The following is a 23,416-nucleotide window of genomic DNA, read 5'->3' on the forward strand; positions in this document are numbered from 1 at the left end:
CATGTCGACGATCGTTCTTTCAAATCTGCACAAGCGCTTCGGCGACTTTACGGCCGTGCGCAATACCAATCTGACGGTAAGCACCGGTCGCTTTGTCGTGTTGCTCGGACCGTCCGGATGCGGCAAGACCACCACCTTGCGCATGATCGCCGGACTCGAGCTACCGACGTCGGGGCAGATCCGTATCGACGGCGAAGACGTCACCACATTGCGCGCGCGTCAGCGCGACATCGCATTCGTGTTCCAGATGTTCGCGCTCTATCCGCATATGAGTGTGCGCAACAACATCGCGTTTCCGCTGAAAAACGAAGGCATTTCGCGTCGCGAGATCGCCGCGCGCGTTGAATCCGCCGCCCGGATGCTACGCATCGAATCGATCCTCGACCGCAAAACCGGCGGACTGTCCGGCGGCGACCGTCAACGCGTCGCGCTGGGTCGTGCAATCGTGCGACATCCGAAGGCCTTTCTGATGGACGAACCACTCGGCACACTCGATGCCGATTTCCGCGAACTGATGTGCCTCGAACTACGAAAACTGCATAACGCGCTGAACGCGACGACCGTCTACGTGACGCACGATCAAAGCGAAGCGATGGCGATGGCCGACGATGTGGTGGTGATGAATCAGGGCGAAGTCCTGCAGTCCGCGGCGCCGCACGAGATCTATCATTTTCCCGCCACGGTGTTTGTCGGCAATTTCATTGGCAGTCCGCCGATGAACTTTCTGGCCGTTGACACCGGCGTCGAAGCGGGTGCGGAACGGGTCTCGCTAGGCGGCGCATGGGTGCCGGTACCACGTGTCGACGCGTCCGCAGCCAAGGCGCTATTGGGCATCCGGCCCGAGCACATCCTGCTCGACGAGCGGGGTCCTTTGCGTGGCTGCGTGATTGCCGACGAGTATCTTGGCTCGCATCAGATTCTCGTCGTCGATACGGCGCTTGGCATTGTCCGCGTGAGAGTTGGCAAAAGCGACGGGCGGGCGGCCGGGTCGCAGGTCGGGTTGTCCTTTCGCAAGGAACACACGCTGGTCTATGACGCAGCCAGCGGCAAGCTGCTGCCGGGTGCCGCGCGCCAGATGGTCGTCAATGGCAACGGCAATGGAGGCGCTTATGTCTGAGATCCGCTTGCAACAGGTGACGAAGCGTTTCGGCGATATCGTCGCAGTGGACAGGATGTCGATCGACGTGAAGGAGGGCGAATTCGTCGTATTGCTCGGGCCGAGCGGCGCCGGCAAGACGACGACGCTGCGGCTGATTGCCGGACTCGAACGGCCCGACGAAGGCGCGATCTTCATCGATGGCGAAGCGGCGACCGATGCGCATCCCGCGGATCGCGACGTCGCGTTTATCTTCCAGCAGTACTCGCTGTATCCGCATCTGACCGTCTTTGGAAATCTCGCTTTTCCATTGCGTTCGCCGCGACGGCGCCTGCGCGAGGCGGAAGTGACCGCGCGCGTGCAGGAGGTGGCCCAGATGCTGCATATGGAGTCGAAGCTCGGCAACATGGCGACGCATCTGTCGGGCGGCGAGATGCAGCGGGTGGCGATCGGGCGCGCGCTGGTGCGCCAGCCCAAAGTCTTTCTGATGGACGAGCCGTTGTCGTCGCTCGACGCGAAATTGCGCGAGGAAATGCGCATCGAACTGAAGCGGCTGCATCGGACCATCGGCGCGACGATCGTCTACGTGACGCACGATCAGGTCGAGGCGACGACGCTGGCCGATCGCATCGGCATCCTGGAACATGGCTGCATTGTGCAGATGGGCACGCCGCGCGAAGTGTATGGCAATCCGGCATCCCTTGGCGCGGCACAGCGTCTTGGCTCTCCGCCGATCAATGTGCTGCCCGCGACGCTGTTCGATTTCGCCGCTTTGCCGGAGGGTACGTCGACGGTCGCGATCCGTCCGGAAGATATCGTTCTGCACGCGTTGGATGCGCGCGATGTGCTCAACTTCCGCGTACTCGAGTATTCGCCGCTTCGACATCTGCTGATTCTGGATCGCGAAGGCACCGCGATCGCCGCGACGACGATGACCGAGCGCAATTTTGTGCCTGGGCAAACGGTCGGCGCATCGCTACCGCCGCGCAGCCTTCTCTACTTCGGTTCCGACGGCAGGAGGATTCCGGCATGAACGGCAAAACGGTTATGGCGTGCATCGAGGCTGCGAATGCGACGTTGAAGGAACATACCGACGAAATCACCTTGCTCGATCAGCAGATTGGCGACGGCGATCATATTTTTAACCTGCTACGCGGATTCGACGCATTGCTTGGGATGCGTGCCGAAATCGAGGCGATGACGTTGGCCCCCGCGTTAGACCTTGCCGCGTCCAAACTGCTATCGACGGTGGGCGGATCGTCGGGCCCGCTGCTCTTTTCGATGTTGCATGGGATGGCGAAAGCGTCGGCCGATCGTGCGGATGTTCCGAGCCTGAAGGACGCCGCGCGGGTCTTCGCGGCGGGGGTGGACGCCGTTGCGCAGCGCGGCAAGGCGGGCATCGGCAGCAAGACGATGATGGACGTGCTGATTCCCGTCGCATCGCGCTTTGCGGAACTGGCTGACAGCAACGCTTTGCCGGAAGCCGTGCTCGATGCACTACCACAGGTCGCTGAAGCGGGCATGCTTGCCACCCGTGACATGCTCGCGACCAAGGGCCGCGCGTCCTTTCTCGGTGAGCGCTCGCGCGGTCACATCGATCCTGGTGCGCGGTCGAGCCAGTTGATGATCGGCGCGATATGTGCGCGGCTCGCGCAATACAGAGAGTGAAAGGAGCGTAAGCCATGAAGAAATTCATCAATCAGGTCGACGACTTTCTGGCCGAGAGCCTGGCGGGGTTCGCCGCTGCGCACAGTGATCTTGTGGTCCTCAATCAGGAGCAGGTATTCGTGCGGCGCAAGACGCTGAAGCCGGGCAAGGTCGCGCTGGTATCGGGCGGCGGGTCGGGGCACGAGCCGCTGCACAGCGGTTTCGTCGGCTACGGGATGCTCGATGCCGCATGCCCCGGCCAGGTTTTCACTTCGCCGACGCCCGATCAGATGATGGCGGCGGCAAAGGCCGTCGATATGGGCGCGGGCACGCTGTTTATCGTGAAGAACTATTCGGGCGATCTAATGAACTTCGAAATGGCGTCCGAGATGTCAGATCTGCCGAATGCGATGGTGTTGATCAACGACGACGTTGCCGTCGAAAACTCCAGCTATACAACGGGGCGGCGCGGCGTAGCGGGCGCCGTGATCGTCGAGAAAATGGTGGGAAGCCTCGCTGAAGCCGGGGCGGACCTCGAACAGTGCAAGGCGTTTGGCGATCGGATCAACAATCGGACCGCGACCATGGGCGTCGCGTTTTCGAGCTGCACGGTGCCCGCGGCGGGCACGCCGACGTTCAAGATCGGCGACGATGAAATCGAAGTTGGCGTCGGAATTCATGGCGAACCAGGGCGGCGGCGTGCCCGCTTTGCCGCGGCAGATGTGATCGCGGGAGAACTGCTTACCGGGATCGTCGCCGATCTGAAGCCGAAGGCCGGGTCGGACCTGCTGGTGCTGATCAATGGCCTTGGGGGGACGCCGCTCGGTGAACTCTATCTGTTGTTCAATTCGACTCGCCTATGGCTGCAACAACGGGACCTCAAAATCGCTCGCGCGCAGGTCGGTTCGCTGACGACCTCGCTGGAAATGGCCGGTGCGTCGATTACGTTGTGCGTGCTGGATGACGAAATGACGCAGCATTGGGATAGCCCGGTGCATACGCCGTCGCTGCGATGGGGGGTGTAGCTGGGGCTCCTGCCGATCGCTGGGGATTCCCCCGGCGGCCCGCGGCGCCGCCGGTCAGGGCGCCTCCAGGTCCATCGCCACACGCGCGATGGCGTCGGCATGGATGATCGCACTGTCGACCGTCGGGTAGCCGGGGTCCTTGCCGTCAAATGCGAGCGACAAGTCAGTCCCTCCGAGAACAACGACCTCGGCTCCCTTATCCCGGTACAGCTTGCGACCCGTCTCGTGAAAATAGTCGAGCTGCTCCGGCGTCGCGAATCCCGCAACAGCGATCGCGACGTAGTAAGCCTGGACGCGGTCGAGTTCGTCTGGGTCGACCGTCACGACCTCGGCTGACGATATGCCATACAGACCAGACTCCATCACGGCACGCGTTCCGAGAACGCCGACACGAGACAAACCCCGATCAGCGAACCATGCGTCCAGCACAGGGATCGCATTGATGAGCGGCAGGCTGGAGAGGGCCGCCAGTTCCCGGATGCAGAAGTGTCCTCCCATGGATGTGACCGCCGCCGCTTCACAGCCGCCTGCGCGCAACTGTTCGATGTACCTCGCGAAGACGGCCGCTTGCTCGACGGCACGGCCTGCCTGCAGGTTCGCGACCAACTCGGTGGTGTCGGCGTGAGCGATAGTCAGAGAAAGTCTACGTTGGGCGTCAACGTGGGCGCGCACCAGCCTGCGGTAGTAAACCTCGGTCGCCGCGGGGCCAATCCCGCCGATCAAGCCAATGTGCATGGCAATACCCCTTTAAGTCGAATAATCCCTTTTCGCGTCTTTCCGGTGCGCCATGCTTGACGCCCATGACAGAATTAACCAGCATCCAGATCGCGTTGACAAGGTCTGTCAATAATAGTGTGGGCACCCCGCGGCAACCCGCATCCTGCCGGAATCAGATATTCGGCATAATCGTTCGACCATTCACCCCGCAGCAGGAGCGTATGTCATGGCGACCTATATCGTCTTTACGAAGGAAAGCACGCAGGATCAGGCTGAACTGGACGTCTATCAAAGCAAGGTAGGTGACACTTTCAAAGGTCATCCGGTCAAAATTCTCGCGGCCTACGGTCCTCAGCAGGTTCTGGAAGGGGACGCGCCAGAGGGCGTTGTGATCGTGGAGTTTCCGTCAACGGAGGCGGCGCGTGCGTGGTACGACAGTCCGGCGTATCAGCAGGTTGCGCAGCACCGGTTCAGGGGCGCACGCTATCGCGCCGTTCTCGTCGAAGGCGTGTGACCTGGCCCGGGCGTTCGAATCCTTTCTCCGGACGAGGCCGGAGCACCTCCGCCCCCGAATCTCGCCATAAAACCATACACATCAATACACAAAAATGTCGGCGATCGCCGTCGGAGGCCCGCTTCGGCGGGCCTTCTCATTTCTCGATGGTTGCGCGACGCACGGCCATCCGCAAAATACGCAACCTCCTCAAGACGCACAACAATCTGCCGATAACTTCAGACAAACGCCAATAGTTCGCCACCTGCGGCGGCTGGCGGTATCCGGACACGTCCCCCTCCGATCACCAGATATGTCGACTCCAATTAGCGGCAGTAGTCTCACCGGGTTGCTGGGCTCCCTGATTCCGACGAATCCCAGCGACTCGTCCGCCAACGCGCATCGGACCAGATCCAGCCAGGCGGGCACGCTCGCCGACCCCGGCTCCCAGTTGGCCGCATCACTCGCCGCTGCGCTGCAGGCGCAGGTAGCCAGTGTCGGTCAGTTGATGCAGGCATTCGGGCAGGCGGTGCAGAGCGCAACGACCGTCGATCCGTCGACGGGCGTGCGCGAGGTGTCGGCTGCCGCGAGCACCCAGTTGGGCTTCGCGCTCAACGGCTTTCTCGTGCAAAACGGCTTTAGCCAGCAGCAGGCCGACGCGGCGACCAAAGACTTCGTTGCCGAGTTGGCCAAAGGCGGTCCGGTCGATCTCAACGCGAGTTTCGACGAGTCCGTTTCTGTCGCATCGTCGATGTCCGCCAGTTACGGTTCAACGACGATGTCGGCTTCGTCGGTTGCGGTGAATGAACGCTCGGGCTCGGTCGCAATCGAGTTCGATGCGACAACCGGCAAGATATCGATCTCGCTGAAGGAACAGCAGATCAGCGCAATTACGACGGTGACGCAGATCAGCGGTCCGGCTGCATTCACGCTGCCGATGCTGGCGCTGCCTCAACCGCAGCAGGACGGCATTTTGAGTCTGTTGCCCGGCCAAGGCCATAACAAAAACGGCAACGGCGCCAGCAATGATGCAAGCACGGATCAGAATGCTGCCGCGCAGTCCGGCGCGGCCAACGACAAGACGGCGTCCAGCGACGCGAACAGCACGTTGAGCGCGCTGCTCGCCGGTCTGTCGCAACCGACGCTGCACAGCACGCAGGAAGCGCTGGATCTGCTAGGCCAGATGATCAAGGCCGTGCAACCCGGCAACGTAGCGGGTGATGCGAACGGCGGTGCGGCAACGGCGGACGGTACGCAAGGCGAATCCTCCTCAGGCGGTTTCTCCGTAACCATCGGCTTCACGCAGACGTTGTCGATCTCGCTGCGCGATCTGAAAGGCCACGGCGCAACGCTGTTCAAACGGCCGGATGGCAGCACGGGCGCGATGTCGTTCGAGCCGACGCACGTCGAGGTTTGAGGGTGAGACGCGCGGTGCGATGCGGTCGCGCCGCGCGCCCTCTGTAACTGCGCTTACGCGCTTACTCGCCGTCGCAAACAGCGCGGCGACGGACGGTGTAGGTTCATGCAGACGCAATAGCAGAAGAAACGCATCTGCGCGCCGGTTCGATCGATGAGTGCGCGCAGGTCATCGCGAGGCAGTCCCAAGCGCTGCACGAGATATCGGAGATGGGGCTCCAGGTTGTCGCTTTTCACCGTCGATCCGAGCGCTCGCCACCCGCGTTCCATTCGTCTAAAGTAACTGCACCCGCGCCCGCGCCCGCGTCGCCCAACCCGTGCACAACGAATCATCGGAAAACCAACCAGATGAGGAGCAGAGCAAACATGCAACTGATCGGCATGATGGATTCCCCGTTCGTCCGTCGCGTCGCGATCTCGCTCGCGATGTATGGCCTTCCCTACGAGCACCGCGCGCTATCGGTCTTCCGTAACTTCGACGAATTCGCGAAGACTAATCCGATCGTCAAGGCGCCGACGCTCATTACCGACGACGGCACGATGCTCGTCGATTCGTCGTTGATCCTCGACTATCTGGAGCACAAGGTCGCGCCCGAGCGGCGGCTGATGCCCGAAGACCTCGTCGCGCGGGCCAAAGCGCTACAACTGATCGGCTTCGCGCTTGCCGCATGCGAAAAGACGATGCAGCACGTGTATGAAGATATGCTGCGGCCGCGAGAAAAACGCCATGAGCCATGGGTCGAACGCGTTCGAACTCAACTGCATGCCGCTTATGCTCAGCTGGAAACGGCAGTCGCCGCGCACCCAGGCAATGGCTGGCTGCTCGGCGACCGCCTGATGCTGCCGGATATCACGGTCGCGGTCGCGTGGCGCTTCACCCAGTTTATGTTGCTGAACGAGATCGATCCGGCACGATATCCGGCGCTCGCCGCATTTTCCGCGCGGGCCGAGGCGCTGCCGGTGTTCGTCGAGACGCCGCTCGAGTAGCGAGCCATCAACGCGTTGCGGCACGCGAGCCCGGGGGCGCGTGCCGGGATTGTTGTCCTCCGTCGACAAGTGACTTCGGATTTGCGCCATTTATCCACAGGTGGCCAATCTCTAAAATTGCTTCCATTGGAAATAAGTTAGCGGCGCGCCCCCGACAGGCTGCGACGCACTCTGGGAGCAGTCATGAAATCCTTGATCGAGCGGCAGATCTATCATCCGGCAGTGGTGCTGCCGATGCTGTCGCTGATGCAAATGATGGTGTCGACGGACTTCAACCTCGGGCAAGTTGGCGTGCTGGTCGCAACCAACGGCGCACGCGCGGCGCTGCAGCGCTCGCGCGAGTTGATGTGCCATATGGTGTGCCACGGCGAAGAACGGCCGCACTAAGAGCCCCCAACAGACCAAACACCGAACCGAAAATCCGCATCCCGCGTCCGCAACGCGCGGCCGCTGATGGAAACCGGGCCCTCGACGCCCGGTTTTCTATTGGCGAAAGCCTTTGGCATGGGCCGTTGCGACGCTCAAAAGGCATTCTCGTCGTGCTGGCGTAAGATGACCGATTCTCGACTGCGCTTTGGGAGATTTGCCATGCCACAGCACTTCGACGCAATCGTGATCGGTACAGGACAGGGCGGCTCGCCGCTCGCCGTCCGGCTCGGCAAGAGCGGCCGCAAGACGGCCATCGTCGAGCGCGAACTGTTCGGCGGCACGTGCGTGAATGTCGGCTGTACGCCGACCAAAGCTTATGTGGCAAGCGCGCGCGCCGCACACGTCGCGCGCCACGCGTCCGAATACGGCGTGAAGCTGACCGGTGAAGTCACCGTTGATCTCGCCGAGGTGAAGGCACGCAAGGATCGCATCATCGGCCAGTCGCGTACCGGCGTCGAAAAGTGGCTGCGTACTGCGCAAAACGTGTCGGTGTTCACCGGCCACGGCCGCTTCACCGGCCCGCGCACGATCTCGATCACAGACCCCGACGGCAACGTCAGCGCCGAACTGAGCGCGGATGAAGTCTTCCTGAACACGGGTACGCGGCCGGTCATTCCGAAGATTGACGGCCTCGAACGGATTCGCTATTACACGAACTCGACATTGCTCGATCTGACCGAACTGCCCGAGCACCTGGTCATCGTCGGTGGTAGCTATATCGCGCTCGAATTTGCGCAGGTGTTCCGCCGTTTTGGCAGTCGCGTGACCGTGCTGGTGCGCAGCGAGCGGTTGCTCCAGCGCGAAGACGCGGACTTCGCGCAAGCCGTCGAAAAGGTGCTCGCGCGCGAGGGCATCGCGTGTCGCTTCCACTCGGAGCCCGTGCGCATCGAGCCGTTGAATGGCGAAGGTTCGACCGCTGCGCGTGTGTCGTGCGCGTCCGGCATTCCGGTCGATGCATCGCATCTGATGTTTGCGACCGGCCGCCGCCCGAATACCGACGACCTCGGCCTCGACACGGCGGGCGTGCACGTCGACGCACGCGGAACGGTTCCGGTCGACGGGCAATTGCGCACGAATGTGCCCGGCATCTGGGCGATCGGTGACATCAACGGGCGTGGCGCGTTCACGCATACGTCGTACGACGACTATCTGATCGTCGCCGCGAATCTGCTCGATGGCGACACGCGCAGTGTCGACGACCGGATCATGGCGTCCGCGGTGTTCATCGATCCGCCGCTCGCGCGCGTCGGGCTATCGGAAACGGACGTTCGTCAATCCGGCCGCCCCGCGCTGATCGCGACGATGCCGATGACGCGCGTCGGCCGCGCGCGCGAAAAAGGCGAAACCGACGGCTTCATGAAGGCGCTGGTCGACCCGCAAACGAAGCAGATTCTCGGTGCGACCATTTACGGCGTGGATGGCGACGAAGCGATTCACACGTTTATCGACATCATGACCGCGCGTGCGCCGTATCCGACGCTGCAATTCGCGATGCATGTGCACCCGACGGTCAGCGAGCTCGTGCCGACACTACTCGATGGCCTGAAGCCACTCGAATAGCGACGAGGCCGCGCGTTGTGAAACTCGCTCCGAGATTTGCGCCCGGCGCCGCCGGCAATTTATTCAGCCCTGTCGAACATGGCCCGCACGAGCATGTCGATGTGCTGGCCGAACGGGGCGATCTGACCATCGAGCGGATCGTGTCGATGGCGCATGCGAGCCCGGCCGGCTTCTGGTACGACAGTCCTCGTGACGAATGGGTCGTGCTGCTGACGGGCGCCGCCGCGCTCGAATTCGAACACGACGCCGCGCGGCACGAAATGCGCGCCGGCGACTATCTGCTGATCGAAGCGCATCGTCGCCATCGCGTCGCATGGACGCATCCCGACCAGCCGACCGTGTGGCTTGCGGTTCACTATTCCGCCGAAGTCGACAAAGCCCCGGATGATCGCCGATAATCGGCCGCAGCGCGGGCGCTGGCCCCATGTGCGGGCAGCACCGTCGTCATCCAACTGGGATAAAGGAAACCGGCAGATGGGCAAAGGGCGAATCGAGGCGTTCAGCGACGGCGTGATCGCGATCATCATCACGATCATGGTGCTCGAACTCAAGGTGCCCGAAGGATTCGATCTGGAATCGCTGCGGCCCGTCGGGCCCGTGTTCTGCGCGTACGTGCTGAGCTTTATCTATGTCGGCATCTATTGGAACAACCATCACCATATGTTCCATACCGTGCAGAAGGTTAACGGCGCGACGCTCTGGGCGAATCTGCATTTGCTGTTCTGGCTGTCGCTGCTGCCGGCGGTGACTCATTGGCTCGGCGAAAGTCATCTGGCCGCGTGGCCGACCGCGCTGTACGGCGTCGTGCTGTTGATGTGCGCGATTGCGTATTTCATTCTTGCACATGTGATGGTGCGCCACCACGGTCCCGATTCGACGCTCGCGCGCGCGCTGGGCTCCGACCGCAAAGGCAAGCTATCGGTCGCGGTGTATCTGGCAGGCGCGGCGCTCGCGTTCGTCGCGCCGTGGATTTCCGCCGCGCTCTACGCATTGATGGCGGCGATCTGGCTGGTGCCGGACCGGCGCATCGAACGCGTGCTGACGGAGTGACCTGCGATGGCTGCGTCGTCTTCCGCTGCTTCGTTTTCCGCATCGTCGAAAGTCGCGCGGATCGGTTTGATTTCCGATACGCATAACCTTGTGCGGCCCGAAGCGCTGCGCCATCTCATCGGCTGCGATGCAATCATTCACGCCGGCGATATTTGCGAGCCGGCGGTGCTCGATGCATTGCGTGACATCGCGCCGGTCACCGCGGTGCGTGGCAACAACGACTTCGGCCCGTGGGCCGACGGGTTGCCCACGCACGCAACGCTGACGGTGCACGACATCACGATTCTCGTCGTGCACGATATCGCCGATGTCGGCGCGCGGCGCGAGCCGGTGCGTGTGGTCGTCACCGGACATTCGCACCAGCCGCGCATCGACGAGCGCGATGGCGTGCTATTCGTGAACCCGGGCAGCGCAGGGCCGCGGCGTTTCAAACTGCCGATCTCCGCGGGCCTTCTGCTGATCGACGGCGCGCAGGTCCACGCGACGCTGCATACGCTGATCGCGTGAGCGTGAGCGCGGCACGCGCATTGCTATCCCTGCTGGAAAGACATCAATCGAAAACGCAACGCGCATCGATGCCGATGCGCGTTGCGTGGTCATTGAAGCATTGCGTGGTGTTGATCGCACCGACGCAAAGGGAGGAGCCGTGATCCAGCGACCCATTACTCTATGTGTGGCTTCACTTGTCGCCGCGAGTGCGATAGGTGCGGCAGCGGGCGCCGCCGCGCAGGGCGCGCCGCAATCGGTGACGCAAACACGCGTCGACGTGGTTCAGATGGGCGCGGGGTTCCGCGCCTCCAGGTTGACCGGCGCGACCGTCTATAACCGCGATAAGGATCGCATCGGCACAATCGACGATGTCATCCTGTCGACGTCCGATCACAATGCGTTCGCGATTCTGTCGGTCGGCGGCGTGCTTGGCATGGGCAAGCACTACGTCGCGGTGCCGTTCAGCAGTCTGCAGATCAGCGACAAGCAGGTGATGTTGCCCGACGCGACGAAACAGTCGATCGAAGCGATGCCCGAATTCAAGTACACGCCGGATTAGGTTCCGGCGTGCATCGTCATCAGGATGCTCTCTCAGGCGCGCACCGCGGCGGTCGCCGCATAGGCTTCTTCGAGTTCCGCCGCTTCGCGATGGCCGCGCAGCACCGCATGCGCTTCCGCACGGGTCGCGACGCACGGCGCGGAGCCGAGCAGCGGCTTTTTCGCGGTCTCGCGCAACGCGACCACCGACACCACGCCGATCAGCGACGCGCCCATCAGATAGTACGCGGGCATCATCAGATTGCCGGTGTGCTCGACGAGCCACGCGGCCACCAGCGGCGTGGTGCCGCCGAACAGCGACACCGAGACGTTGAAGCCGATCGCGAGCGCACCGTACCGGATCCTGGTCGGAAACAGCGCGGGCAACGCGGATGGCATCACGCCGGTGAACGTCGACAGTAGCGCACCGAGAATCATCAGGCCGGCGAACACCGGCAGCACGGTGCCCATGCGAATCAGCAGCAGCGCGGGCACCGACAGCACGAACAGGCCCACGCAGCCGAACAGCATCACCGGCTTGCGGCCGATGGTGTCGGACAGGCGGCCGGCGTAGAGCGTCATCGGCATCATCAGCACCATCACGAGCAGCACGAGGAACAGGCCGTGCGTTTCGTTGAAGTGCAGCGTCGCCGACAGGTAGCTCGGCAAATACGACAGCGCCATATAGTCCGTCACGTTGAAGATCAGCACGAGGCCGACGCATAGCAGCAGCGGCCGCCATTGTTGCGCAAGCAACTCCCGCAGCGTTTGCTTGGGCCGCGCTTTTTCTTCGGCTTCACGCGCTTGCGCTTCCTTCCTGAACGCCGGCGTTTCTTCGAGTTTCAGGCGGATATACAGACCAACGAGGCCAAGCGGCCCGGCGATCATGAACGGCACGCGCCAGCCCCACGACAGCAGCGCATCCTGCGACAGCGTCGCGGTCAGGATCGCAACCGTGCCCGCGCCGAGGATATAGCCGACCAGCGTGCCGAATTCGAGGAAGCTGCCCATAAAGCCGCGCCGGCGATCGGTCGAAAACTCCGCGATAAAGGTGGCCGCGCCGCCGTATTCGCCGCCGGTCGAGAAGCCCTGAACCAGACGCGCGAGCAGCAGCAGTGCCGGCGCGAGGATGCCGATCGACGTGTAGCTCGGTATCAGGCCGATCGCGAACGTGCCGACGGCCATCATGATCATCGTCATCGCGAGTACGCGCTGGCGGCCGATGCGGTCGCCCAGCGGCCCGAACACCATGCCGCCGATCGGCCGCACGACGAACGCGGCGGCGAACGTGCCGAAGGTCGCGATCAGTTGCGCGGACGGGCTGCTCAACGGGAAGAACACCTTGCCGAGCGTGACGGCGATATAGCTGTACACGCCGAAGTCGAACCATTCCATCGCGTTGCCAAGCGCCATGGCGCCGACGGCGCGCTTAAGAAGGCTGTTGTCGACGATCGTGATGTCGTCGAGCGACAGGCTGTTTTTGCTGTTGTTGTGTCGCCAGAAGCCGTTGCTGGAAGCGGTCAAAGTCAAACTCTCCAATGACTGCGGCCTGACGCGTGTCCATGTATGCGCGTCAGCCACGGTTGCTGGGAAGTGCGTGTTCGTCGACGGCCGGCTTCATCGGAACTCCCGCGCAAATCTCACGGAAATCCGGTCTACAGGATGCGCATCGCGGCATTGGTCGCGGCGCAAAAAGTCAGCGCGCGTGGGTCGCGGGTCGTCGCGAACTTGCACTCGGTCAGGTACTGCTGCAGGTTTGCATCCGCCTGGCGATGAGACCAGAGCCCGCGAAGCGGGGCGGATACAGGATGGCGCGTGCAATACGGCAGGTGCCGGAATTGCGATGCGCCTGTTTTGAAGGGCTTGAATGACTGCTGGACCGTTTGCCGAACCGGCAGATTGCGGTTGCGACGCGCGCGGACGGTGACGTCCGGCGAAAAGTCCGACAAGCCCTCTGGTTGAAAACGATTCGATACCGGAGGCGGGCTATGCGGCGAGCGGGCGCGCAAAGAACGCACCGATTCCGGGGCGAACGGCGAAATGCAGGTGACTTGCTGTTAGAACGATGAACATGTTAGCACGATGACGGAGGATCGCGCAAACCCCTTGTCCGGCAAGGATCGCCTGAAAGCGCTGCATCCGTTGCTGGGCGGGGGATGCGGCTTTTTTCAGCGGCGTGGCGCGAACGACCCCAGCATAGGGGTATCGGCCTAAAAAAATAAAAAAATCCGCGCATTGAGCGCGGATTCGATGTGGTTTGCGGCTGGCTTCCGGGCGAGGTGCGTTCCACACTCCACGGCCCATTGCGGTGCCGTCGGCCGGCCAGAAGAGGCCGGCGACCATGCAACGCGATGCAGCGCTCAGCCCTGCGACGGCGGCACGTACCCCGACGCCTGATCGGCGCCTTCGCCGAAGAAGAACTTTTCAGTCTGCTTCATCAGATACTGGCGCGCGCGAGGGTCGGCCATGTTCAGGCGGTTCTCGTTGATCAGCATCGTCTGCTGCTTGAGCCATGCCTGCCAGGCTTCCTTCGACACGCTTTCGTAAATCCGCTTGCCGAGTTCGCCGGGCAGCGGCGGGAAATCGAGGCCTTCGGCTTCCTTGCCGAGCTTCGTGCATTGAACCATGCGAGCCATGCTGTGCTTCTCCTGATAAATAGGGGGGGCGGTCGCGGGTAACGCTCACAGCTGCTTCATCAGCACGAGCGACTTGCGTTGCCAGTTATAGAGGCGGCGGCGGTCTTCCGGCAGGTCGTCTACCGTTGCCTTCACGAAGCCGCGTTTGAGGAACCAGTGTTCGGTGCGGGTCGTCAGCACGAAGATGCGATTCAGGCCGCGGGCGCGCGCGCGTTGCTCGATGCGCCGCAAAAGCCGTTCGCCGTCGCCGGAGTTCTGCGCTTCCGGCGCGACGGTCAGGCACGCCATCTCGCCGATTCTTTCCTGCGTGTACGGATAGAGCGCCGCGCAGCCGAACAGCACGCCATCGTGCTCGATCACCGAGAAGTGGTCGATATCGCGCTCGATCTGGTGCCGGCCGCGGCGCACCAGCGTACCGTCGGTTTCGAGCGGCTCGATCAGCGTCAGAATGCCGCCGACGTCGTCCGGCGTCGCTTCGCGCAGGCTCTCGAGATTCTCGTAAGAGATCATTGTCCCGACGCCGTCGTGCAGGAACAGTTCGAGCAGCAAGCTGCCGTCGAGCGCGTAAGGAATGATGTGCGCGCGCGCGACGCCGCCACGGCATGCACGAATAGAGTGCTTCAGATAGAACGCCGCGTCGCCTTGCACTTCGCCGCTTTCCTGCAGCTTGTACGCGTCGTCGAGCGACATTTCGCGCACCAGTTCGCTGCCTTCGACCAGCCCGTCGGTCTCGGTCAGAAACACCAGCTTGTCCGCGCGCAGCGCGATCGCCGCGGCCGATGCGACGTCTTCCATCGCCAGATTGAACGCTTCGCCGGTCGGCGAGAAGCCGAGCGGCGACAGCAGCACCAGCTTGCGGCTTGCCAGCGAGTGGCGGATCGATTCGGCATCGATCTTGCGCACCACGCCGGTATGCTGGAAATCGACACCGTCCAGAATGCCGACCGGCCGCGCGGTCACGAAGTTGCCCGACACGACGCTGATGTGCGCGTGCGCCATCGGCGTGTTCGGCAAGCCCTGACTGATCGCGGCCTCGATGTCCAGACGCACTTCGCCGGCGGCTTCCTTGGCCGATTCGAGTGCGCGCGCATCGGTAATGCGCATGCCCTGCGAGAATTCGGATTGCACGCCGTGCAGGCTCATCTGCTCTTCGACCTGCGGTCGCGAGCCGTGCACCAGAACGATCTGGATGCCCATCGCCTGGAGCAGCGCGATATCGGACACCAATGCGTTGAGGAGCCCCTCATGCACCACTTCGCCGCCGAAGCCGACGACGAACGTCTTGTTGTTGAAGCGGTGGATGTACGGAGCGACCGAGCGCATCCACTCGACGAATTGCGCATGCTGCGCGGGACTGGCAATCGCGCCGCCGGACGAGACCGGAGCGCTCGCGGATGCGGGGTGAAGGTCGGTTTGGGAATTCATGCCCGGGATTATAATGCGCCCCCATGTCGAATGTACCCAAAAGTCCCACCGCTTCTGACGTGAAAACCACGCCTGAGCGGGGACCCGAACCGTCGCGCGACGTGCGCGACAACCCACGTCCGCCGCAACAGCCGCGTGCGCCGAAAGACGCGCGTGCGCCACAGGTTCAGCCCGGGCCACGCGACGCGCAAGCGGCGCGCCAACCACGAGCGCAGCGCCCGCCGCAAGAGGCAAGCTCGCCACAAGGTCAGCAACGGGCAGGCGACACGCAAGCGACGCGCGAGCCGCGCGCGCAGCCACAATCGCAGCGCCCACCGCAAGCGCCGCGTGCAGCGCGAGCGCCGCGCGTGATCGAACCGAATCCGGTCCCGCCGATTACGTTCCCCGAAGCGTTGCCGGTGTCCGCCCGGCGCGACGAGATCGCGCGCGCGATCGCCGGTCACCAGGTTGTTATCGTGAGCGGCGAGACCGGTTCCGGCAAGACGACGCAGCTGCCGAAAATCTGTCTGTCGCTTGGGCGCGGGCTTGGCGCGGGCGGCAGCGGGCTGATCGGCCACACGCAGCCGCGCCGGATCGCGGCGTCCGCAACCGGCCGGCGCATCGCCGAAGAACTCGGCACGCCGTTCGGCGAAGTAGTCGGCTATAAGGTGCGCTTCACCGACAATCTCGCGCCGGGCGCGTCAGTCAAGCTAATGACCGACGGTATTCTGCTCGCCGAGACGCAGACTGACCCGCTGCTCAAGGCGTACGACACGCTGATCATCGACGAAGCGCATGAGCGCAGCCTCAATATCGATTTTCTGCTCGGCTATCTGAAGGAAATCTTGCCGAGGCGGCCGGACCTGAAGCTGATCGTCACGTCGGCGACCATCGATGCGGAGCGCTTCGCGCGGCATTTCGGCAGCGAGGACAAGCCCGCGCCGGTGATCGAGGTGAGCGGGCGGCTGTATCCGGTCGAACTGCGTTACCGGCCGGTCGCCGAGGAGAGCGTGGCGGTTAAATCCGCGCAGGGCACGCTGTCGCGTGAGCGCCCGGACCGGCCGGAGCGCCAGAGATCGCAGCGCGAGACCGATCGCGACCTGATCGACGCAATCGTCGATGCGGCCGACGAACTGTGCCGCGAAGGCCCCGGCGATGTGCTTGTGTTTCTGCCCGGCGAGCGCGAGATTCGCGACGCCGCGCAAGCGCTACGCAAGCATCATCCGCCGCACACCGAAATCCTGCCGCTGTTTGCGCGGCTCTCGGCGGCCGAGCAGGAGCGCGTGTTCCGGCCGTCGAACGCGCGCCGCATCGTGCTTGCGACCAACGTTGCGGAAACCTCGCTGACGGTGCCGGGCATCCGCTATGTGATCGACACCGGTCTTGCGCGCGTGAAGCGCTATTCATATCGCAACAAGGTCGAGCAGCTGCAGGTCGAGTCGATCTCGCAAGCGTCGGCGAACCAGCGCGCGGGCCGCTGCGGGCGCGTTGCCGATGGTATTTGCATTCGTCTCTATGACGAAGCCGATTTCACCGCGCGGGCGCGCTTCACCGACCCGGAAATTCTGCGTTCGTCGCTTGCGGCGGTCATCTTGCGGATGAAGTCGCTGCATCTGACGGCGATCGAGACGTTCCCGTTTATCGAGCCGCCGCCCGGACGCGCGATCGCGGACGGCTATCAACTGTTGAACGAATTGGGCGCGGTCGACGACGACAATGCGCTGACGCCGCTTGGCCGCGAACTCGCGCGGCTGCCGCTCGATCCGCGCGTCGGCCGGATGATTCTCGCCGCGCGCGATCAGCAGGCGTTGCGGGAAGTGCTGATCATCGCGAGCGCGCTGTCGGTGCAGGACCCGCGCGATCGGCCGATCGACGCGCAGGAGCAGGCCGATCAGGCCCATCGCCGGTTTGCCGACGAACGCTCCGAGTTCTTGCAGTGGCCGAAGATCTGGGCATGGTTCGACGAAGCGATCGCCCATAAGAAATCGAACCGGCAGCTCACCGACGCATGCCGTGCGAACTTCCTGTCGCATCTGCGGCTGCGCGAATGGCGCGATGTGCACTCGCAATTGCTGACGGTGGTGCGCGAACACGGCTGGCGGCTCAACGAGTCCGACGCGACCTTCGAGCAGATCCATCTCGCGCTGTTGACCGGCCTGCTCGGCAACCTCGGTCTGAAGGCGGACGACGAACCGTATTACCTCGGTGCGCGCAGCATCAAGTTCTATCTGTGGCCGGGGTCGGCGCTTGCGAAGAAGGCCGGGCGCTGGGTGATGGCCGCGGAGCTCGTCGAGACAAGCCGGCTGTACGCGCGCGGCATCGCGAAGATCGAGCCGGAATGGATCGAAAAGGTCGGCGCGCATCTGCTGAAGAAGTCGCTGTCCGAGCCGCATTGGGAAAAGCGCGCTGCGCAGGTGAGCGCGTATGAGCGCGCGATGTTGTACGGCTTGCCGATTTACCACCGGCGGCGCGTCAGCTTCGGCAAGCAGGACCCGGCGCGCGCGCGGGAGCTGTTTATTCGCGGCGCGCTGGTCGAAGGCGAGTTCGACACGAAGCTTGCATTCTTTGCGCACAACCGCAAGCTGCTCGCGGAGATCGAACAGCTCGAGCACAAGTCGCGCCGCCAGGACGTGCTGGTCGACGACGAATTGATCTTCGCGTTCTACGACGCCGCGATTCCGCAAGGCATCCACACCGGCGCCGCGTTCGAGCGCTGGTATCGCGACGAGCTGAAGAAGCTCGGTCAGCCGGAGGACAAACCGCGCTTGCTGTATCTGTCGCGCGACGACCTGATGCGTCATGAAGCGTCCGGCGTGACCACGGACCTGTTCCCGAAGCGCCTGACGATGGCCGGCAACGAGATGGCGCTCACCTATCATTTCGAGCCCGGCTCGCCGCGCGACGGCGTGACGCTCGCCGTGCCGCTTTATGCGCTCAATCAGGTCGATGCGCGGCGCACCGAATGGCTCGTGCCCGGGATGCTGAAGGAGAAGGCGCAACTGCTGCTGAAGTCGTTGCCCCAGAAGCTGCGCCGGCATGTTGTGCCGTTGCCGCAATACGCGGCGGGCTTCGCGGAACGTTCGAGCGACGGCGCGCGCTTCGGTGCGGGCGGCCTTGTCGACGCACTGATTGCCGACGTGCGCGGCGAGACGCAGGTCGCGTTGAAGCAGGCGGATTTCAAGCTCGAGACCTTGCCCGCGCACCTGTTCATGAACTTCAAGGTGATCGACGAGCACGGGCGGCAACTCGCGATGGGGCGCAACCTTGCGCACTTGCGCGCGGAGTTGGGCGGCGAGGCGCAGCAGCAGTTTCAGAAGCTGGCGGCGAACGCGACGCTCGTCGATCAGTCGGGCGATGCGTTGAGCCGCGGTGCGACGGCAGGTGCCGCGCGCGGGGCAAGTGCGCCAGGCGCCGGCTCCGGCTACGGCGCTTCGCCGAGCGGGCCGGGCGCAGCCGGTGCGACTAGTGCATCAGGAGCGGCGCGCGGCGGCGGTGGCCGCGCAGGCGCGGGTGCGCCGGTCCCGCACACGGCGCCGCAAGGCGCGAGCGGCGCGCCGGCCACCGCGCTATATGAAAACCTGACGACCTGGAATTTCGGCAAGCTGCCCGAGCTGCTTGAAATTCGCCGTCGCGGGCAGACGCTGTTCGGCTATCCGGCGCTCGTCGATCGCGGCACGCATTGCGACGTCGAAGTGTTCGATTCGCCGGACGAAGCCGCGCGGATTCATCGCGCCGGGTTGCGGCGACTGTTCGCGCTGCAATTGCGCGAGCCGATCAAATACCTCGAAAAGAATCTGCCGGGCCTGCGCGAAATGGCGATGCAATTTATCGCGCGTGCGACGCAGGAGGAATTGCGCGATCAACTGATCGACACCGCGCTGGATCGCGCGTGCCTGCAAGACCTGCTGCCCGACGACGATGCGAGCTTTCACGCGCGGCGCGACGAAGGCCGCAGCCGGTTGACGCTGCTTGCGCAGGAAATCTCGCGGCTGGTCGGACAGATTCTTAACGAGTACGCGACCGTGCTGAAAAAGCTTGCGCAGGCGAAGTCGTTCGCGGCTGCCTATGCGGATCTGCAGAGCCAGCTCGATGCGCTGATGGTTAAGCGCTTTGTCGTCGATACGCCGTATTCGCAGTTGACCCATTTCCCGCGCTATCTGAAAGCGATCGGTCTGCGCATCGACAAGCTGAAGGCGGATCCGGCACGCGACGCGCGGCAGTTCGCGGAGTTTCATCCGCTGTTGCAGCATTATCAGCGCGCGCTGGCGCAGCGCGGCGGCGTCACCGATGCGCGGCTTGCCGAATTTCGCTGGCTGCTCGAAGAGCTGCGCGTGTCGCTGTTTGCCCAGGAATTGCGTACGCCGATGCCGGTTTCGGTGAAGCGGCTGTACAAGGTCTGGGAATCGATGCAGCGCTGATGCGGTGGCGCGAAGCACGCCAAAAAGGACGCGATGCCGTCGGACGTGAAAGCCGGCATCGCGCCAAAAAGATGCAGGCGCGCGAGGGAATGCCTGCATCTGTCCCGCCAATCCCTCCGAGGCTTTGGCGGGCGCGGACGCGCTTACCAGTGCGTGCCGGCGCCGAGCGCGAGACCTGCTTCGCCGCGCGAGCTCGCGGTCCCTTGCATCCTGACCGCCCACTGGCCGGTGTCCGACAGTTGCGACACGCCGATCGCCAGTGCGGACTGTCCACCGTATGTTCCGCCCGCCAGCGCGACCATGCCGCGGCCGGGCATCATCGCCTGCGGTAACGCGGCGACCGCGAGTGCGGCGGCGGTGCCGCCGTATGCGTCGCGGCGTAGCGAACGGATTTTGTCGTCGGTGTAGCGGTTGGCGGCGCCGAGCGCGCCGTTCATCGATTGGGTCAGCTGGTTCAGGTTGACCGCATCGGTTCCGTCGATGGCGGGCGCGACGTGTGCGATGCGGCGCTCGTTGCCGGGCGAGCCGATCGATACGCTGTTCGCGCGATCGGCGACCGAACCGTAGCCAAGCGCGACCGAATTGTCGGCGCTTGCGGTTGCCGATGCGCCAAGCGCCAGCGCGTGGCTGCCGCTGGCGCTTGCGTTGGCGCCGGTTGCGATTGCGTTCGTGCTGGTGGCGCTTGCGTTGGCGCCGGTTGCGATTGCGTTCGCGCCACTTGCGTTCGCGTTGACGCCGCTTGCGATTGCGTTCGTGTTGCTTGCGCGCGCATGGACGCCGAGCGCAACCGCGTTCATCCCGGCGGCCTGTGCATGCGCGCCTAGTGCGACGGCATTCGTCCCATCCGCCTGTGCGTCGGCGCCGAGCGCGACCGCTTGCTCCGCGCGTGCGCGCGCGCTCGCACCCGCGGCAATAGAGTGTGCGCCGCCGGCGAACGCCGCTTCGCTCGCGGCATCTCCGGCCGCGCCGAAAAATGGGCTCGCTCCGTTGGCCGCGACATTGCCGACTGCGCTGGCGAGCATCGTCGACAGCTGACCGAGGTTAACCGCGTCGTGCGCATCGTGCGCGTCCGCGACGTTATGGATCTGGGTGCCGCCGCTGCCCGGCTCGCCGTTCAGCACGATGCTGTTGCGGTTGACCGAGCCGTCCCCGTTCGACTCGTAGGTCAACGTGTTCGCAAGCCGCGCCGTCGCGGCGTCGATCTTGCTGTCGAGCGCTTTGAGTTGCGCGACGTTGACCGCATCCTGATCCGCCGCGCCGGCCGCGACTCCGCTAATCGTGCGTTGGCCGACGTTCACTTCGCCGGCCGATGTTTGCGGCTCCGGCAGCCCGTACGCGAGATAGCCGGCGCGCGCGCCGACCTGCGTAACCGACCCGGCGCCGAGCGCGACGCTGTTCTCCTGCGCGGCGAGTGCGTTCTGGCCGAGCGCGAGCGACGCGCGACCGCTCGCGCTCGAGTAAGCGCCAAACGCGGATGACCTGTCCCCGGTTGCCGCCGAGTACGCGCCAATCGTCGTCGCGAGCAGGTTCGCCCGCGCATTGACGCCGCCGGCGAACGCGCCGGTCGCCGTGCCGAGCGCCTGCTCCCCGATCGCGACCGCGTCATAGCCGGCGACGCTCGCGCCACTGCCGACCGCGATACCCGCCCAATTGCTGACGCCCGCGCCCCAACCAATCGCAATGGCCCGGCTGGCGAGCGCATGGGCGCCCGCGCCGACCGCAAGCGCCTTGCTGCCCGACAGGATGGTGACGCCGTCGGTGCCGTCCAGTAGCCCATCCGCGTCGAAATACTGCTGCGCGGCCGGAATGCTGGCGTGCGCGGGCCGCGCTGTGCTGATCGCGATCAGACTCGCGAGCGCAATTTGCGCAATGATCAAAACGCGCAGTTTTGCGTGCGCGCTTCCAGTTGTGAAAGCCGTGGCCTGCCAGACTTTAATCGTGCGATTCGTTTTGGCTATATTGATCTCATTCATGTGTGAAAACCTCCAGGGTGTGTGTGGGCAACACGCCGCCGGACGAAGCCGGCGCGCGTTCGTCCTGAACGGGTGCGTGATCGGAAGAAGCGATTCTCCGGCGTCGGGGTGTACCCGCGATATGAGTAAACTCTTAAAACTGGATTGGCCAATCGTAATAGGACGGTTCTTTTAATTCGAATATTCGACTGTCGATTTTCAGATGATTATTTGTTCAATCGGAAGTAGATAAAGAAAATCCGGTTTAAGCCAATCAAATCACCGATGAGTCATCCGCGCCCGATCGGAAACTACCGCAATACTCATCACCGTTTCTGATTTTCCCGGCACCGCTGCCAACGTGTTGCGGCAACGCGCCGCCGATCGGAAATTCCTGCGCATCGTCAACCGTTAGGCGCGGCAAACGTTCTACAATGGCGGCTGTCTTCGGTTGTGAGTCTTCATGCGCAAATTTTCCCTTACCGGCTTGATCAGCACGTTCCCGGCAGGCGCGGCGCTAGCCGCGGCAGCGGTCCTCTTCTCCCCGGCAGTTCAAGCGAACAATGTGATCGTGCTCAATTCGGGCGAAGCAACGCTGAGCCTGATCGACGAGGCGACGCGGCAAGTGGTCGACACCGTGGCGACCGGCAAGGAACCGCACCACCTGATGGCGACGCCGGACAATTCGTCGCTGATCGTCGCGAACTCGGTGTCGAATAATCTGCTGTTCGTCGACCCGAAGACCGGCAAGACGCAGCGCTGGATCGAAGGCATCGAAGACCCGTACCAGATCGGCTTTTCGCCGGATCGCAAGTGGCTGGTTACCACCGGCCTGCGTCTGGACCGGCTCGACATCTATCACTATGACGGCCACAACATGGCGCTCGCGCAGCGCCTGCCGCTCGCGGTGATGCCAAGCCATATGGCGTTTTCCGCCGATAGCAAAACCGTGTTCGTCACGTTGCAGGTGTCTGGCGAACTCGCGGCGGTCGATCTGCCGACGCAGAAGGTGAAGTGGAAAATGAAGGTCGGCAAGGTGCCCGCGGGGCTGTGGATGACGCCCGGCGAAAAGTACCTGCTGATCGGCATGACCGGCGCGGACTACGTCGCGGTGGTCGACTGGAAGAACCAGAAAATCGTAAAAACGATCCCGACCGGCAAGGGCGCGCACAACTTCCGCTCGCTGGCGGATGGCCGGCACGTGGCGGTGTCTAACCGGGTCGCGAACACGATCAGCATCATCGACGAAGACACGCTCACCAACGTCGGCGACATTACGGATTTGATGCCCGGCCCCGACGACATGGAACTTTCCGCGGACAAACGCTATCTGTGGGTGACATTCCGCTTTGCGAAGCACATCGGCATCATCGATCTGTCACAGCGTAAGCTGATCCAGACGATTGCGGTCGGACGTTCTCCGCACGGCATTTATTTCTTCGACCGCGCGCCGGTCACCGCACCAAACGGTGCCTGACGCCGGCGGTTCACGGGGCGGTAGGTTGAATCAGGCAGCGCGATACGACGGCTTAACGCGACACTCAGCGCAACACAACGGTT

At 63.6% G+C, this 23,416-nt stretch carries 21 protein-coding genes and 1 pseudogene; 15 read left to right on the plus strand and 7 right to left on the minus strand.

Annotated features, from left to right (window positions below):
- Position 1 precedes the first annotated feature (1 nt).
- From BX592_RS23800 to dhaK, 4 genes are read left to right on the plus strand one after another with little or no spacing between them, the layout of a single operon-like run.
- Positions 2 to 1,117, plus strand: coding sequence for an ABC transporter ATP-binding protein (locus BX592_RS23800; protein WP_134195161.1), 1,116 nt, complete (start codon positions 2 to 4; stop codon positions 1,115 to 1,117).
- A complete protein-coding gene (locus tag BX592_RS23805) occupies positions 1,110 to 2,129 on the plus strand; it encodes an ABC transporter ATP-binding protein (RefSeq protein WP_134195163.1) in 1,020 nt (339 codons plus the stop codon). Before BX592_RS23800 ends, BX592_RS23805 begins: the two co-directional genes overlap by 8 nt.
- Positions 2,126 to 2,764 (plus strand): dihydroxyacetone kinase subunit DhaL, encoded by a 639-nt coding sequence (dhaL, locus tag BX592_RS23810; RefSeq protein WP_134195165.1) that lies wholly within the window; start codon positions 2,126 to 2,128, stop codon positions 2,762 to 2,764. The genes BX592_RS23805 and dhaL overlap by 4 nt, the downstream gene beginning before the upstream one ends.
- A 14-nt stretch (positions 2,765 to 2,778) precedes the next feature.
- Positions 2,779 to 3,768, plus strand: a complete 990-nt coding sequence (gene dhaK / locus BX592_RS23815; RefSeq protein ID WP_134195167.1) for a dihydroxyacetone kinase subunit DhaK — start codon at positions 2,779 to 2,781, stop codon at positions 3,766 to 3,768.
- Between the two features lie 54 nt (positions 3,769 to 3,822).
- Here the strand turns inward: dhaK and BX592_RS23820 are convergent, their stop codons facing one another.
- Entirely contained in the window at positions 3,823 to 4,503 is a 681-nt protein-coding gene (locus BX592_RS23820) for an aspartate/glutamate racemase family protein (RefSeq protein ID WP_134195169.1), read from the minus strand.
- 208 nt (positions 4,504 to 4,711) lie between these two features.
- Here BX592_RS23820 and BX592_RS23825 point away from each other — a divergent pair, with 208 nt between their 5' ends.
- Positions 4,712 to 4,999 carry a DUF1330 domain-containing protein gene (locus BX592_RS23825; RefSeq protein WP_134195171.1) on the plus strand — a complete coding sequence of 96 codons (288 nt, stop codon included), beginning with the start codon at positions 4,712 to 4,714 and terminating at the stop codon, positions 4,997 to 4,999.
- A 292-nt stretch (positions 5,000 to 5,291) separates the two neighbouring features.
- Positions 5,292 to 6,395 carry a hypothetical protein gene (locus tag BX592_RS23830; protein ID WP_134195173.1) on the plus strand — a complete coding sequence of 368 codons (1,104 nt, stop codon included), beginning with the start codon at positions 5,292 to 5,294 and terminating at the stop codon, positions 6,393 to 6,395.
- 116 nt (positions 6,396 to 6,511) lie between these two features.
- Here BX592_RS23830 and BX592_RS35270 read toward each other — a convergent pair.
- Positions 6,512 to 6,631, minus strand: a pseudogene (locus tag BX592_RS35270) (DUF4279 domain-containing protein); the annotation flags it as partial.
- 129 nt (positions 6,632 to 6,760) lie between these two features.
- On the opposite strand from BX592_RS35270, the gene BX592_RS23840 reads away from it, so the two are divergent.
- From BX592_RS23840 to BX592_RS23870, 7 genes are all read left to right on the plus strand, one after another.
- Positions 6,761 to 7,381, plus strand: a complete 621-nt coding sequence (locus tag BX592_RS23840; protein ID WP_134195175.1) for a glutathione S-transferase family protein — start codon at positions 6,761 to 6,763, stop codon at positions 7,379 to 7,381.
- Positions 7,382 to 7,564: 183 nt separating this feature from the next.
- The gene (locus tag BX592_RS23845; RefSeq protein ID WP_134195177.1) at positions 7,565 to 7,768 is read left to right on the plus strand and encodes a hypothetical protein; all 204 of its coding nucleotides are present in this window, start codon (positions 7,565 to 7,567) and stop codon (positions 7,766 to 7,768) included.
- Between the two features lie 201 nt (positions 7,769 to 7,969).
- Positions 7,970 to 9,370, plus strand: coding sequence for an FAD-containing oxidoreductase (locus tag BX592_RS23850; RefSeq protein WP_134195179.1), 1,401 nt, complete (start codon positions 7,970 to 7,972; stop codon positions 9,368 to 9,370).
- Positions 9,371 to 9,387: 17 nt separating this feature from the next.
- On the plus strand, positions 9,388 to 9,768 hold the full coding sequence (locus BX592_RS23855) for a cupin domain-containing protein (RefSeq protein ID WP_243849702.1): 381 nt from the start codon (positions 9,388 to 9,390) through the stop codon (positions 9,766 to 9,768).
- Between the two features lie 76 nt (positions 9,769 to 9,844).
- Entirely contained in the window at positions 9,845 to 10,420 is a 576-nt protein-coding gene (locus BX592_RS23860) for a TMEM175 family protein (protein ID WP_134195181.1), read from the plus strand.
- Between the two features lie 6 nt (positions 10,421 to 10,426).
- The gene (locus BX592_RS23865) at positions 10,427 to 10,927 is read left to right on the plus strand and encodes a metallophosphoesterase family protein (RefSeq protein ID WP_134195184.1); all 501 of its coding nucleotides are present in this window, start codon (positions 10,427 to 10,429) and stop codon (positions 10,925 to 10,927) included.
- A 142-nt stretch (positions 10,928 to 11,069) separates the two neighbouring features.
- The gene (locus tag BX592_RS23870; protein ID WP_377681653.1) at positions 11,070 to 11,468 is read left to right on the plus strand and encodes a PRC-barrel domain-containing protein; all 399 of its coding nucleotides are present in this window, start codon (positions 11,070 to 11,072) and stop codon (positions 11,466 to 11,468) included.
- Between the two features lie 32 nt (positions 11,469 to 11,500).
- Here BX592_RS23870 and proP read toward each other — a convergent pair whose 3' ends face one another.
- The 4 genes from proP to argA form a co-directional block, all read right to left on the minus strand.
- Positions 11,501 to 12,970: a glycine betaine/L-proline transporter ProP gene (gene proP, locus BX592_RS23875; protein ID WP_134195188.1), complete on the minus strand. Its 1,470-nt coding sequence runs from the start codon at positions 12,968 to 12,970 to the stop codon at positions 11,501 to 11,503.
- A gap of 462 nt (positions 12,971 to 13,432) precedes the next feature.
- Entirely contained in the window at positions 13,433 to 13,789 is a 357-nt protein-coding gene (locus tag BX592_RS23880; RefSeq protein WP_134195191.1) for a hypothetical protein, read from the minus strand.
- A gap of 17 nt (positions 13,790 to 13,806) precedes the next feature.
- Positions 13,807 to 14,082 carry an oxidative damage protection protein gene (locus BX592_RS23885; RefSeq protein ID WP_134195193.1) on the minus strand — a complete coding sequence of 92 codons (276 nt, stop codon included), beginning with the start codon at positions 14,080 to 14,082 and terminating at the stop codon, positions 13,807 to 13,809.
- A gap of 45 nt (positions 14,083 to 14,127) precedes the next feature.
- Entirely contained in the window at positions 14,128 to 15,507 is a 1,380-nt protein-coding gene (gene argA / locus BX592_RS23890; RefSeq protein WP_134195195.1) for an amino-acid N-acetyltransferase, read from the minus strand.
- Positions 15,508 to 15,530: 23 nt separating this feature from the next.
- Here argA and hrpA point away from each other — a divergent pair, with 23 nt between their 5' ends.
- Positions 15,531 to 19,904 carry an ATP-dependent RNA helicase HrpA gene (gene hrpA, locus BX592_RS23895; RefSeq protein ID WP_134195196.1) on the plus strand — a complete coding sequence of 1,458 codons (4,374 nt, stop codon included), beginning with the start codon at positions 15,531 to 15,533 and terminating at the stop codon, positions 19,902 to 19,904.
- Positions 19,905 to 20,047: 143 nt separating this feature from the next.
- Here the strand turns inward: hrpA and BX592_RS23900 are convergent, their stop codons facing one another.
- Positions 20,048 to 21,877 carry a YadA family autotransporter adhesin gene (locus BX592_RS23900; RefSeq protein ID WP_134195197.1) on the minus strand — a complete coding sequence of 610 codons (1,830 nt, stop codon included), beginning with the start codon at positions 21,875 to 21,877 and terminating at the stop codon, positions 20,048 to 20,050.
- A gap of 442 nt (positions 21,878 to 22,319) precedes the next feature.
- Here BX592_RS23900 and BX592_RS23905 point away from each other — a divergent pair, with 442 nt between their 5' ends.
- Complete coding sequence (locus tag BX592_RS23905) at positions 22,320 to 23,333, plus strand: YVTN family beta-propeller repeat protein (protein WP_134195198.1); 1,014 nt, start codon at positions 22,320 to 22,322, stop codon at positions 23,331 to 23,333.
- Positions 23,334 to 23,416 lie beyond the last annotated feature (83 nt).

The sequence above is a fragment of the Paraburkholderia rhizosphaerae genome (genome assembly GCF_004366595.1).
Taxonomy (GTDB): Bacteria; Pseudomonadota; Gammaproteobacteria; order Burkholderiales; family Burkholderiaceae; genus Paraburkholderia; species Paraburkholderia rhizosphaerae.

Coding starts and splice junctions, on each gene's coding strand:
- BX592_RS23800 (WP_134195161.1), top strand. CDS start 2: ATGTCGACGATCGTTCTTTCAAATCTGCACAAGCGCTTCGGCGACTTT.
- BX592_RS23805 (WP_134195163.1), top strand. CDS start 1,110: ATGTCTGAGATCCGCTTGCAACAGGTGACGAAGCGTTTCGGCGATATC.
- dhaL (WP_134195165.1), top strand. CDS start 2,126: ATGAACGGCAAAACGGTTATGGCGTGCATCGAGGCTGCGAATGCGACG.
- dhaK (WP_134195167.1), top strand. CDS start 2,779: ATGAAGAAATTCATCAATCAGGTCGACGACTTTCTGGCCGAGAGCCTG.
- BX592_RS23820 (WP_134195169.1), bottom strand. CDS start 4,503: ATGCACATTGGCTTGATCGGCGGGATTGGCCCCGCGGCGACCGAGGTT.
- BX592_RS23825 (WP_134195171.1), top strand. CDS start 4,712: ATGGCGACCTATATCGTCTTTACGAAGGAAAGCACGCAGGATCAGGCT.
- BX592_RS23830 (WP_134195173.1), top strand. CDS start 5,292: ATGTCGACTCCAATTAGCGGCAGTAGTCTCACCGGGTTGCTGGGCTCC.
- BX592_RS23840 (WP_134195175.1), top strand. CDS start 6,761: ATGCAACTGATCGGCATGATGGATTCCCCGTTCGTCCGTCGCGTCGCG.
- BX592_RS23845 (WP_134195177.1), top strand. CDS start 7,565: ATGAAATCCTTGATCGAGCGGCAGATCTATCATCCGGCAGTGGTGCTG.
- BX592_RS23850 (WP_134195179.1), top strand. CDS start 7,970: ATGCCACAGCACTTCGACGCAATCGTGATCGGTACAGGACAGGGCGGC.
- BX592_RS23860 (WP_134195181.1), top strand. CDS start 9,845: ATGGGCAAAGGGCGAATCGAGGCGTTCAGCGACGGCGTGATCGCGATC.
- BX592_RS23865 (WP_134195184.1), top strand. CDS start 10,427: ATGGCTGCGTCGTCTTCCGCTGCTTCGTTTTCCGCATCGTCGAAAGTC.
- BX592_RS23880 (WP_134195191.1), bottom strand. CDS start 13,789: ATGGTCGCCGGCCTCTTCTGGCCGGCCGACGGCACCGCAATGGGCCGT.
- BX592_RS23885 (WP_134195193.1), bottom strand. CDS start 14,082: ATGGCTCGCATGGTTCAATGCACGAAGCTCGGCAAGGAAGCCGAAGGC.
- argA (WP_134195195.1), bottom strand. CDS start 15,507: ATGAATTCCCAAACCGACCTTCACCCCGCATCCGCGAGCGCTCCGGTC.
- hrpA (WP_134195196.1), top strand. CDS start 15,531: ATGTCGAATGTACCCAAAAGTCCCACCGCTTCTGACGTGAAAACCACG.
- BX592_RS23900 (WP_134195197.1), bottom strand. CDS start 21,877: ATGAATGAGATCAATATAGCCAAAACGAATCGCACGATTAAAGTCTGG.
- BX592_RS23905 (WP_134195198.1), top strand. CDS start 22,320: ATGCGCAAATTTTCCCTTACCGGCTTGATCAGCACGTTCCCGGCAGGC.